This window comes from uncultured Psychroserpens sp. (assembly GCF_947500255.1).
GTDB lineage: Bacteria > Bacteroidota > Bacteroidia > Flavobacteriales > Flavobacteriaceae > Psychroserpens.
On the sequence record NZ_CANMRL010000003.1, the window covers coordinates 512,201 to 524,710 of the forward strand.

Consider the following 12,510-nt stretch of genomic DNA (forward strand, 5'->3'; position numbering starts at 1 on the left):
TAAATAAAAATGAGGTTAAAAAAACAACACATTGAAAACGTGTTAATTAGAATAAAACAAAAAATATATTGGGAGACAATTTAATGGTAAGTCGTAAAGATTTTGGTTGCTTCATTATACGCACTTTCAAAACTCATCGCATTGAGATTGTTATTCTTTTTAGATGTGAAGTAAGATAGCACCTTCTCTGTTGGCATATTACCTGTAAGCTCATCTTTAGCCATTGGGCAACCTCCAAAACCTTGTATTGCTCCATCAAAGCGTCTACATCCTGCTTTATAGGCTGCATCTATTTTTTCGAACCATGTCGTAGGAGTGGTATGCAAATGTGCACCAAATTCGATATCTGGATATTTCGGAATTAAATTAGAGAACAAATAATCAATACTTTCAGGATTAGAACTCCCAATCGTATCACTCAATGATAGTATCTTCACTCCCATTTTACTCAAACGTTCTGTCCACTCTCCTACAATATCCACATCCCATGGGTCACCATAAGGATTTCCAAACCCCATAGAAATATAAACAACCACTTCTTTGTTGTACTTATTAGCCATTTCTAAAATTTCGGAAAGCGTAACTACAGATTGTGCTATTGTTTTATGAGTATTACGCATCTGAAAGTTTTCAGATATAGAAAACGGATAGCCCAAATAATCAATTTCTGGATGTTTACAAGCGTCTGTAGCTCCTCTAGTATTTGCAATAATCGCAAGAAGCTTACTTATGGTTTCACTTAAATCTAATTGAGCTAAAACCTCAGCAGTATCTACCATTTGCGGAATCGCTTTTGGAGATACAAAACTTCCAAAATCTATCGTATCAAAACCGACGCGTAATAGCGATTGAATGTATTGTACTTTCTTTTCAGTAGGAATAAAGTCCTTAATACCTTGCATGGCATCACGAGGACATTCAATTATTTTAACGGATTTGCTCATCTAGCCCAAAGATAGCAATTATGATGATTTTGAAGTTGTTATTTTTCCGAAGTAAAAATGATAACCGCAATACCAACAAAGACAATGATTTGTAACCATTTAAGGTAAACTCCAATACGTTCGTGCTGTTTGATATATTCTGAAATGATACCTGCCAAAACAGCAATTCCTGAAAATATAATCGTTGATACGAACATAAAAAGTAAACCCAATACATAAAATTGAATCACAGTACTCATCGTATCACTAAATAAAAATCCAGGAAAGAACGCTAAAAAGAAAATAGACACTTTTGGATTGAGTACATTCATAATGAAACCTTGTTTAAATAATTGCCCCAAACTTTTCTTCGGAATATGTTCAGAACCTAAACTCAATTTATCACTAGACTTATAAATCTTAAACGCTAGATATAGCAAATACAAGGCGCCTAATAACTTTATAATGAAGAATAAGGTGTCGTTTTCTTTGATGAGTGCCGAAACACCAAAAGCAACTAATGTGGTGTGTACTAAGCATCCTGAGATTAATCCTGCTACAGTGGCCAACCCAAATTTTTTACCATTGACAATGCTCTGCATCAAGACATAAATGTTATCTGGTCCAGGCGATATGGCTAAGGCAGAAGTGGCTAAAGCAAATGATATGAGTAGGTCGTAATTCAGTCTGTTAATTTTTTTATAAAAATAATTAAAAATTGATGTAAGTAAGACGTATAGTCTTACGACTTAAATAGCTTAAAAAACTATTTAACTATGAAAAAAATTACTTTTACTTTAAAATCTTTATGCTCAATTACTTTACTACTCTTTGCTACAGTAGCTTTTGCGCAATCTACAGCAAGCTATGACATTACGTTTAGCAGTAATTGGGAAACCGAAACCGCAGATCCTGTTAAAGGAAATAGCACGATGACAATTCCTGGAAATGCACACTGGTCTGATCTTGTAGGTGCGACGCACAATAGTAACTATACACTTGTTGAAATGGGTACATTAGCATCTGTTGGTGTTAAAAATGTTGCCGAATTTGGTTCCAATGATGCTTTAATGACTGAAGTTAATGCTAATGGGGATGCTAATCAATGGTTACAACAAAGCTTTTCTCCGTTTGCTGCTATTAGTTCTGCGACACTTAGTGATATTGTTGTAAGTTCTGATTATCCTTTATTAAGTTTAGTATCTATGATTGCGCCTAGTCCAGATTGGATGATCGCTATTAATGGTGTTAACCTAAGAGATGGAAATACTTGGCGAAATGAAATTATCATAGAGTTATTTCCATATGATGCTGGTACGGATAGTGGTGCGACATATACAGCTGCTAATCAACCAACAGTTCCTAGTTTTCAGCCTATTTCAGTATTAATAAATCAAGGACCATTTAATGATAAACCAATTGGTACGATGACTATTAGCTTAAATCAGGTATTAAGTGTAGATGAGGCCGATATCAATAAAGCTGTTATCTATCCTAACCCATCTACTGATGGTATATTTAATATTAACACAACAAATGCAAATCCGTTAAAAGAAGCTATGGTTTACGATGTCTTAGGAAAGCAGGTGTCTATAATAGAAAACAAAAACGCTGACAACCAAGTACGTATGGATTTAAATGAATTAAACGATGGTATATATTTGGTTAGATTAGTTCTTAAAGATGGTTCTGAGTCAACAAAAAAGGTAGTGATCAATTAACAAACATTGAGCATTTCGTCTATAAATTTGGTATTTAATCGATTTTTCGATATGTTTACGCCAATATTTAACCTACTATTTTGTTATGAAAAAAGGAGCCCCAATTAAAAAGTTGCTTTTACTTTTAACGATTTTTTGTTCAATTACCAATGCTGTTGCTCAACATGATGAGGAATGCGGTACCGTATTTACTCCAGAATCTGAGTCCTATTTTAAAAAGATATTACCTCAGGTTAAACAGTATGAGGAAGAGTATTTTCAAAAGCTTGCATTAAGACGATCTTCAACTGCAATTAGCTCTGTCCCCATCAAAGCACATATTATTAGAAATACAGATGGAACTGGTGGACTTACAGCGTCACAGCTAAACGATGCTATTGCAAACATGAATGCTTTTTATGCGAATGCGCTATTAGAATTCTTTTTATGTGATGGTATCAACTATATAGATAATTCAACTTATTTTGATTACGAAACAAATGAGGAAGCTGCATTAACAGCTGCCAATAATGTCAATAATGTGATCAATATCTATTTTGCAAATACAGTGGTTAATAGCTCATCTGGTAGTGGCCTTTGTGGTTATGCTTATTTCCCTGGTGGACCAGAAGTTATTCTTATGAATAATAATTGTGCTATGAATGGTAGTACGCTTCCACATGAAGTGGGACATTTCTTTGCACTATCACATACACACGGACCAAGTAACAGTACTCAAACTACAGAATTAGTAGATGGGTCTAACTGTGATACTGACGGTGACTTTATTTGTGATACACCAGCCGATCCACGATTAGGTTACAGTAATGTATCTGCGTTTTGCGATTATACTGGAAATGATACAGATGCCAATGGCGATACCTTTACTCCAGCACCAAGAAATATTATGTCTTACTCTCGTAAAGAGTGTCGTGATGAATTTTCACCACAACAGTACGCGAGAATTTACGGAATTTATCAAGCATCACGTTCGGCAATGGCATGCCCGAGTTTTAATGTGGACATCGCTTCAAATTTCACAAGAGATTGTAGCAACTCATTAGATGTTGATTTTACAGATAATAGTGTTGGCGCTACGTCTTGGGAATGGGATGTGGATGGTGATGATATTATCGATTATACAACACAAAACCCTTCTCATACCTATACTAGTTCTGGTGCTTACGACGTAAGGCTTACCATATCAAACGGATCGAGTTCATTAACTAAAGTGTATCAAGAATATATAGAAGTTGGTGGTGAAGACATTGCAACAACAGAAATCATCTTAACCTTAGTAACCGATGATTGGCCTGCAGAAACGTCATGGAATTTAAAAGATAGTAGTGGAACTATATTATATTCGAGTCCGACCTATATTGAAGGTACTGATGACTTTCAAACTTTTACCGAAAACTTTGTTGTAACAGCAAATGAATGCTATACATTTGAAATGATTGATGGTTATGGCGATGGTATTTGTTGCGCCTCTGGTGCTGGATCATATACCTTGACTACACTCGAAGGTAGTACAATTGTAACAGGTGGTGCTTACGGTTTTGGAGAGATTACTTACATGTCAAACAACGCTTTAAGTGTTGACGACTATTTTGATAATAATACCATGTCTGTTTATCCTAATCCGACTAAGGATATTTTAAATATTAAACTGGCAAATACTAACGATTTACCTGATACTTATACAATTTACAATGTATTAGGTCAAACAATCACAACTAAAACTATTTCTCAAGTAACAGATTTAAGTATTCCTACAGAAAGCTTTAGTGAAGGTGTATATTATTTAAAAGTATCTAAAGGAACAAATTCAAATACGATTCCGTTTATTAAGAATTAATAGATGGATCTAACTATAAAAAAAGCGAATTGATTGGTTTCAATTCGCTTTTTTTATAAGTGCTTTATTGATATTTTTTATCAGTTTAGGGCCTTCGTAAATAAAGCCAGTATAAACCTGTACTAGATCTGCTCCTGCAGCTATCTTTTCTAGCGCATCTTCAGCAGAATGAATACCTCCTACTCCAATTATTGGAAACGATTTATTGCTTTTATCTGCCAAATATTTTATAACTCTAGTTGATTTTGATTTTATAGGTTGACCGCTTAATCCGCCATTTCCAATTTCTGCAAGTTGCTCTTCAGAAGCCTTTAAACCTGTTCTATCTGTAGATGTATTACTTGAAATTACGCCATCTAAATTGGTTTCATTTACCAATTCTACAATTTCATCAAGCTGATTATTATTTAAATCTGGTGCAATCTTTAATAAAATTGGTTTTTGCTTTTCAAAGCTAGCATTTGCTTTTTGTACTTCGGAAATGAGCTCTAAAAGGTAATCTTTATCATTTAGCTTAGCATGGCTTCCTACATTTGGACAACTCACATTAAGAACGAAGTAATCAACATAAGGATGCAATCCATTAAAACACTCGAGGTAATCTTTGGTATAATCTTCAGGTTTTGTATCTGTGTTTTTGCCAATATTTCCGCCAATAACAAGTCTGCCTCTATTCTTCTTTAGTTGTGTAATAGCAGCTTCTAATCCTTCATTGTTAAAGCCCATTCTATTGATAATGCCCTTGTCGTCTTTTAATCGAAAAAGTCGCTTTTTAGGGTTCCCAACTTGCCCTCTTGGTGTAACTGTTCCAATTTCAATAAAACCAAAGCCAAAGTTAGCCAGCTCATTATACAAGACAGCATTCTTATCAAAACCAGCAGCTAAACCAACTGGATTTTTAAATGTCAGCCCAAATAATTCGCGCTCTAAAGTAGAATCATTAACCACATATAGGCTTCTAAATAAAGCACTCATGCCTGGGATTTTTGAAAAATTCCGAATTAATGAAAATGTAAAGTAGTGAACTTTTTCTGGGTCAAAAGAAAATAATAGTGGTCTTAGCAGAAGCTTATACATAGGAAATCTTTTCTGATGCAAAAATACTATAGATTTTGAATATAATCGCTAACTTTCGCTTGATTAATTACTCAACGATATTTAATCACAATGTAAACTCGTAAAAGAAAAGAAATTAAGCGTTATGATTACCAAAGAAGACATTACAAAACGTTTTATTAGTTATGTTACTGTAGACACCGAATCTGACCCAAAGAGCGATACAACTCCTAGTACAGAAAAACAATGGGACTTGGCAAATGCATTAGTTGAAGAGCTAAAAGCTATTGGGATGAAAGATGTTAGTATTGATGCTAATGCCTACATCATGGCAACTTTACCTAGTAATGTTGATTATGACGTTCCAACTATTGGATTTATCTCTCATTTTGACACGTCTCCAGATTTTACAGGCGCAAATGTAAAACCTCGTGTTATAGAAAATTATGACGGTAAAGCTATTACGCTTAATAGCGATCAGAATATCATTCTATCACCAGATTATTTTGAAGATCTATTATTGTATAAAGGTCAAACATTAATTGTTACAGATGGAACGACACTTTTAGGTGCTGATGACAAAGCTGGGATTACCGAAATAGTTTCTGCTATGGAATACCTTATCAACCACCCAGAAATTAAGCATGGAGATATCAAAGTTGGTTTTACACCAGATGAAGAGATTGGTCGTGGTGCGCATAAATTTGATGTTGAGAAATTTGGAGCCGATTGGGCCTATACCATGGATGGTAGTCAGATTGGTGAACTTGAATATGAAAACTTTAATGCTGCAGGAGCAAAAGTGACCGTTAAAGGTAAAATTGTTCATCCAGGTTATGCCAAAGGAAAAATGATAAACTCCATGTACATTGCAACTGAGTTTATCAACTCTTTGCCTCGAATGGAAACACCAGAACATACTGAAGGGTATCAAGGCTTTTTTCATTTGCATCATATGGAAGGCAAAGTTGAAGAAACCGTATTACAGTACATCATACGAGATCACGATAAAGACCATTTTGAAGCTCGTAAAGAAGTTATGGTAAAACTTACGAATGATATCAACTCTCAATATGGAAGAGAAGTCATAACCATAGATATTAAAGATCAATATTTTAATATGAAAGAAAAGGTTGTGCCTGTAATGCATATTGTTGACATTGCCGAAGAAGCGATGAAACAGCTAGACATTGAACCATTGATTAAGCCCATTAGAGGTGGTACAGATGGTTCACAATTGAGCTATATGGGATTACCTTGCCCTAATATCTTTGCTGGTGGTCATAATTTCCATGGTCGTTATGAATATGTTCCTGTAGAAAGTATGATAAAGGCTACCGAAGTAATTTGTAAGATTGTAGAGCTAACAGCATTAAAAAATCAGTAGTATGATGCATATCAAGTCCATTTTAGCCATAGCCTTATTACTAATAGTTAACAAACTAAATTCACAGGAATTTTCATCTCAAGTACAACGTTTTATTACTGTTGATGATTCAAGCTATGCAATCACCAATGTTACTATTATTGATGGTACTGGAAATGCAACCAAAACCAACCAAACTATAATTGTCAACAACAACAAAATAGAAGCTATTGGTAATTCAAATAATATAGAGTTATTTGGAGGAATTAAAACAATAGATGGAAGCAATAAAACTATTATTCCAGGTTTAATAATGCTACATGAACACATGTTTTATACGAAACCATTTGAAAATTGGTTTAGCGTGGGACAAATGACCTTTACCTTTCCTCGCCTCTATTTAGCTGGTGGTGTCACAACCATGAGAACTGGTGGAAGTATTCAACCACAAACCGATTTGAATGTTATGAAATGGATTAATGAAGGAAAAATGACAGGACCAAATATGTTTGTTACTGGACCTTTCATTGAACGCGAAGGTCCTAAAGTTCCTGAATTAGGGTTTATTAATAATGCTGAAGAAGTCGCCTTTTTGGTCAATTACTGGGCAGATAAAGGGGTAACCTCATTTAAAGTTTATAACAATATTACTAAAGAGGATTTAGAAATTTGCGTTACTGAAGCTCATAAACGCGGACTTAAAGTTACTGGGCATTTATGCTCCCTTACTTATGCCGAAGCCTCAGAGATTGGCATAGATAATCTTGAACATGGCTTTATGGCATCTAGTGATTTTTCAACAGATAAAGTCGAAGATTTATGTAATCCATATAGTGCAAGACAAGGTCTTGCAAATCAAGACGTAAACGGAAAAGCTATTAATGAACTCATCGATCTACTAATTAAAAACAAGACCGTAATTACGACTACTCCCAATGTATTTGAACCTTATACAGATAGAGAAATTGTTCCTGGCGGAGGTTTAGACGCTTTAATTCCTCAAATACAAGAGCGTTTAAAAGCCAATTATGAACGTAGTCAAGGTCGAGATGCAAATAGCATTGCACTTTTTAATAAGAATCTAACTTGGGTTAAACGCTTTTATGACAAAGGTGGGTTTTTAGTGGCTGGAACAGATCCAACTGGAGCTGGACGAACTGTGGCTGGTTATGCCAATCAACGTACTGTGGAGATATTGGTAGAAGCTGGTTTCACAGTTGAAGAAGCCATAAAAATATGTACGCTGAATGGCGCTATCTTTTTAAACATTAATAAAGATACAGGAACCATAGAAGAAGGAAAAACTGCAGATTTCATTTTAATAAATGGTAACTTAAATGACAACATCAAAAACATTAGAAACATGGAAATTGTATTCAAAAATGGTGTTGGTTTCGATTCTAAAAAACTTTTTGAATCTGTCAAAGGGCAGGTTGGCTTGAATTAATCAATTGATCAAATTATTGTATCTTGATTTGATATGAACACAGCACGATTAGTCAATATCTGGTTTGAGAAATGGAATACTGGTGATTTTCAAAACTTGCCAATTACCGATAGCTTTGAGCATACTAGTCCTTTTGGGATCGTAAAAGGGAAACAAGTATACATTAATTTAGTACATGAGAACAAGGATAAATTTTTAGGCTATGTGTTCGACATACATGACGCTATTTATAAGGTAGATAGTGCTTGTGTGCGTTATACGGCTAAACAAGGAAATGACTTTTCTTTAGACGTAAGTGAATGGTATTATTTTAAAAGCAACCTTATAGATAAAGTAATTGCGTATTACCATATTGGAGATATTCGAGAGGAAAGATCTTATAAAAATTAAATGTTATGAAAAAAATATATTCTGTAGAAGAGTACATAGAGGTAAATCCGCATTACGCAGAAGAACTGTCAATATTACGAGATATTATTAATTCCACAGAACTTGAAGAAACAGTAAAATGGAGCATGCCTACCTATTGTCTAAATGGAAAGAATGTTTTAGGTATTGGCGCCTTTAAAAATCATTTCTGTTTATGGTTTCATCAAGGCGTGTTTTTAAAAGACGAACATAACTTACTCATCAATGCCCAAGAGAATAAGACCAAAGCTTTACGGCAAATGCGTTTTGATTCTAAATCAGACATTAATAAAGGTGCAGTATTGACCTACGTCAAAGAAGCCATTGAAAACCAACGCTTAGGTAGAGAAATAAAACCTGTTCGTAAAACAAAGGAAGTCATTATTCCTCCAGAATTACAAGAGGCTTTAAAAGGAAATTCTGAATTCGATACTAGCTTTAAAGCTTTAACTCCTGGAAAACAACGTGAATATTGTGAGTATATAGCTGAAGCCAAAAGAGAAGCCACTAAACAATCTCGGCTAGAAAAAATAATGCCAATGATCATTCAGGGTGTTGGACTTCATGATAAGTATAAAAACTGCTAAATACAGAGCATAAAAAAACTCCGAAAGTAACTTCCGGAGTTTTTTTATGAATAGTATTATATTCTATTTTGTTGTCGCTGGAGCATTTAACTTTCTACTTATTTCCATAGAAATTGCAGAACGTTCAAATTTTATTTTTCCAGCTAGTGTTTCAATTACACAGCTATTGTCTTTATCATTGATATCAACTACTTTACCGTGCATTCCACTTTTAGTTACAACTTTATCACCTCTTTTTAATGCAGCGGCAAACGCTTTTTCTTGTTTTGCTCTTTTCATTTGCGGTGCGATCATAAAGAAATACACCACAGCAAACATTAAAATAAAAGGCAGAAAATCTCCAATTGATCCCATAAATTATTTTCCTACAGGTTTAATTGCAGCTGAACCAGCTTTTTTGTTTGCAGCATTTGGATCTGGTTGTACAAAAGCTTTAATTTTAACTACTTCAGAACCTTTTTCAGTATTTGTAGTTAACGTAATAGATTTTTGTACTTGGTTAGTTCCTTTTCCGTTGAATTTTACAGTAAACTCAGCAGACTCTCCTGGAGCTAAAGGATCTCTGTTCCAATCTGAAGGTACAGTACATCCACAAGTACTCTTAATATTACTAACAACTAAAGGTGTTTTTCCTGTGTTAGTGTATTTAAATTTTGTTTCAACTGCAGTACCATTTACGATTGTACCAAAGTCATGCTCAGTTTCGTCAAAAGAAATTACTGGATAATCTTGAGATTTTGCATCTCTCTCTGCAGCCGATGCTACATTATCAGAATTAATCTTTGCTGTTGCATCTTCTTTACAAGATGTGAAAGCCACTAAACATAATGCGCTTAACGCTAAAATTGCTTTTTTCATTGCTATGATTTTTAAATTATTGTTGATTCGAGAAGCCAAATGTACTAATTATTTCATCTAATTAAAATTTTTAGTGCATTTTCAAAGAAAACATTAACAGTCTATAGCCTGTAAAACCTAGAAACTTAGAGTAAGCCTCTACCTATTTTATTTAATTTCCCTTCAGATGTGTATTCTTTTATGATTTTATCTAAAATACCATTAATGAAGTTACTACTCTTTGGTGTTGAATATTCTTTAGCAATTTCCAAATACTCATTAATAGTTACTTTTATTGGTATAGATGGAAATTTTTGAAACTCACAAATAGCCATTTGCATTAAAACAGTATCTATTTGAGTGATACGCTCTGCATCCCAGTTTTTTGTTTTTAGCGCTATTTCATTACTAAAAGTTCCTTGATTCAATATTGTCTTTTTAAGCAAATCAACGCCAAAGTCTCTATCTTCTAAATCTTTGAATAATTTAGGTGTAAAGAATTTCCCTTCAGAAGACACTTTAACTTTCTTAAACAATTTTAGAATGGAGGTATTTACAACTGGTAAATCGTCTAACCATGTGATTCGTTTATCTTCAAAGTAATCATACAATTTATCATTAGGCGCAATGATTTCGGTAAATATATCAATAACAAAATCTTTATCCTCTTTAAAAGTAGACGTCTTAGTAGACATATAATCTTTATAAATATCACTTTCTAAAATGGCTTTAAAAATGACATCGATATATTCAAAATCTAAATACCAAGGGTTTTCTTTTTGATTTTCTAAATGCTCCTGTAACGCTTCATTAGAATTGAGTAGCTCCAACACTTCATTATTAACAAACTTAGCATTTGGATTCTTTTCTTCTTGAGTAGCTAAAAACTTTTTTTGTGATTTCTCTAATCTGTCCTTAGACTTTTTATGTACTTCAGCCAATAATGCCAATTGAGCCAAAAACAGATCATACATACTATCTAGACTTTTCAGTAGAAATTTTTCATAGGCTTTAATATTATCACTCTCACTTCCTTTTGAAGCGTAAAGTGTTTGCATAACCTTTATACGAATGTGACGTCTATTTAACATGTTTCCAAAGAGCTAATAATTAACAAAGCGAAAGATTACTGTCTTTCGCTTTGCAAAAATACTATTATTTTAAAGGTATAAAAATATTTAAATGGGGATTTCGGTTATTTTCCTTGTTCTTTTTTTCTTGTTTCTATGCGATCTTTTGCGATCCTTAATGCTGAAACATTTGTAGTTACGTTATTTTGTTTCGCTCCTTCAAAGATTTCTAAAGTTGTATTATAGATATTTTCTGTTTTACGAATAATTTCCTGTTTTCCGTAATTTTCTAATTCTGCATAAACATTAATAATACCTCCAGCATTAATTAAGAAATCTGGAGCATATAGAATACCTCTATCTTGAAGCATTCTTCCGTGTTTTGACTCGTCAGCTAATTGATTATTTGCTGCTCCTGCAATAATATCAGCACGTAGTTTATTAATCGTATCATCATTAATTGTTGCTCCAAGAGCACAAGGTGCATAAATATCCATAGATTCACTATAAATATCATTTCCCTTATAAATGGCAACATTATACTTTGAGCTAACCTCTTCTAAACGCTCTTGATTTATATCAGCAATTGTAACATTAGCTCCTTCGTTTGTTAAATGTTCAACCAATGATTCACCTACATGACCAATACCTTGAACAAATACAGACTTATCTTCAAGTATATCACTTCCATATTTAAATTTAGCAGCTGCTTTCATTCCCATAAAGACACCATAAGCTGTTATAGGCGAAGGATTTCCAGCACCTCCTTTACTTTCAGAAATACCTGTAACGTAAGGTGTTACTTCTCTTACTGTATCCATATCAGCTGTAGTCATTCCAACATCTTCAGCAGTAATGTATCGTCCACTCAAAGAATGTACAAATTCACCAAATTTTCGCATTAATTCTGGTGTCTTTTGTGTTTTAGCATCACCAATAATGACTGCCTTACCTCCTCCTAGATTAAGTCCAGTTATTGCCGATTTAAACGTCATACCTCGAGACAATCTTAGTACATCATTAAGAGCTTCCCATTCATTATTATAAGCCCACATTCTTGTCCCTCCTAATGCAGGTCCCAAAACTGTATTGTGTATACCAATTATTGCTTTTAATCCAGTATCTTTGTCGTTGCAAAACACGATTTGTTCGTGATTATCAAAAGATAATTGCCCAAAAACTGGATCTATTTTTGAAAGTTCCTTAGAACTGATAAGGTCTGATGTCATTTGAATTTAGATTAAGTCTATTTTACATT

At 33.8% G+C, this 12,510-nt stretch carries 13 protein-coding genes; 6 read left to right on the forward strand and 7 right to left on the reverse strand.

The features are described 5' to 3' along the window. Nucleotides 1–80 precede the first annotated feature (80 nt). Nucleotides 81–944, reverse strand: a complete 864-nt coding sequence (locus Q0783_RS11785; protein ID WP_298895378.1) for a hydroxymethylglutaryl-CoA lyase — start codon at nt 942–944, stop codon at nt 81–83. A gap of 38 nt (nt 945–982) precedes the next feature. Next, entirely contained in the window at nt 983–1,609 is a 627-nt protein-coding gene (locus tag Q0783_RS11790; protein ID WP_298895473.1) for a LysE family translocator, read from the reverse strand. Between the two features lie 90 nt (nt 1,610–1,699). Between Q0783_RS11790 and Q0783_RS11795 the strand changes: the two genes are divergently transcribed. Continuing rightward, nucleotides 1,700–2,644 (forward strand): spondin domain-containing protein, encoded by a 945-nt coding sequence (locus Q0783_RS11795; RefSeq protein ID WP_298895380.1) that lies wholly within the window; start codon nt 1,700–1,702, stop codon nt 2,642–2,644. A gap of 85 nt (nt 2,645–2,729) precedes the next feature. After that, entirely contained in the window at nt 2,730–4,481 is a 1,752-nt protein-coding gene (locus Q0783_RS11800) for a T9SS type A sorting domain-containing protein (RefSeq protein ID WP_298895382.1), read from the forward strand. A gap of 39 nt (nt 4,482–4,520) precedes the next feature. Here Q0783_RS11800 and Q0783_RS11805 read toward each other — a convergent pair whose 3' ends face one another. Further along, entirely contained in the window at nt 4,521–5,558 is a 1,038-nt protein-coding gene (locus Q0783_RS11805) for a quinone-dependent dihydroorotate dehydrogenase (RefSeq protein WP_298895384.1), read from the reverse strand. 124 nt (nt 5,559–5,682) lie between these two features. Between Q0783_RS11805 and pepT the strand changes: the two genes are divergently transcribed. The 4 genes from pepT to Q0783_RS11825 are packed head-to-tail and all read left to right on the forward strand — an operon-like array spanning nt 5,683 to nt 9,345. Continuing rightward, a complete protein-coding gene (gene pepT, locus Q0783_RS11810; protein WP_298761703.1) occupies nt 5,683–6,924 on the forward strand; it encodes a peptidase T in 1,242 nt (413 codons plus the stop codon). Between the two features lies 1 nt (nt 6,925). Beyond that, nucleotides 6,926–8,350, forward strand: a complete 1,425-nt coding sequence (locus tag Q0783_RS11815; RefSeq protein ID WP_298895386.1) for an amidohydrolase family protein — start codon at nt 6,926–6,928, stop codon at nt 8,348–8,350. Between the two features lie 33 nt (nt 8,351–8,383). Beyond that, nucleotides 8,384–8,740, forward strand: a complete 357-nt coding sequence (locus tag Q0783_RS11820) for a nuclear transport factor 2 family protein (protein ID WP_298895387.1) — start codon at nt 8,384–8,386, stop codon at nt 8,738–8,740. A 5-nt stretch (nt 8,741–8,745) separates the two neighbouring features. Continuing rightward, nucleotides 8,746–9,345: a YdeI/OmpD-associated family protein gene (locus tag Q0783_RS11825; protein WP_298895388.1), complete on the forward strand. Its 600-nt coding sequence runs from the start codon at nt 8,746–8,748 to the stop codon at nt 9,343–9,345. A 63-nt stretch (nt 9,346–9,408) separates the two neighbouring features. On the opposite strand, the gene yajC is transcribed toward Q0783_RS11825, so the two are convergent. The 4 genes from yajC to Q0783_RS11845 all read right to left on the reverse strand — a co-directional run bounded on the left by yajC (nt 9,409) and on the right by Q0783_RS11845 (nt 12,481). Beyond that, nucleotides 9,409–9,699 carry a preprotein translocase subunit YajC gene (yajC, locus tag Q0783_RS11830; RefSeq protein WP_298895389.1) on the reverse strand — a complete coding sequence of 97 codons (291 nt, stop codon included), beginning with the start codon at nt 9,697–9,699 and terminating at the stop codon, nt 9,409–9,411. 3 nt (nt 9,700–9,702) lie between these two features. Then, on the reverse strand, nt 9,703–10,203 hold the full coding sequence (locus Q0783_RS11835) for a DUF1573 domain-containing protein (RefSeq protein ID WP_230936025.1): 501 nt from the start codon (nt 10,201–10,203) through the stop codon (nt 9,703–9,705). Between the two features lie 125 nt (nt 10,204–10,328). Then, entirely contained in the window at nt 10,329–11,240 is a 912-nt protein-coding gene (gene nusB / locus Q0783_RS11840) for a transcription antitermination factor NusB (protein ID WP_298895391.1), read from the reverse strand. Between the two features lie 137 nt (nt 11,241–11,377). Next, a complete protein-coding gene (locus Q0783_RS11845; protein ID WP_298895393.1) occupies nt 11,378–12,481 on the reverse strand; it encodes a Glu/Leu/Phe/Val dehydrogenase in 1,104 nt (367 codons plus the stop codon). Nucleotides 12,482–12,510: the final 29 nt, after the last annotated feature.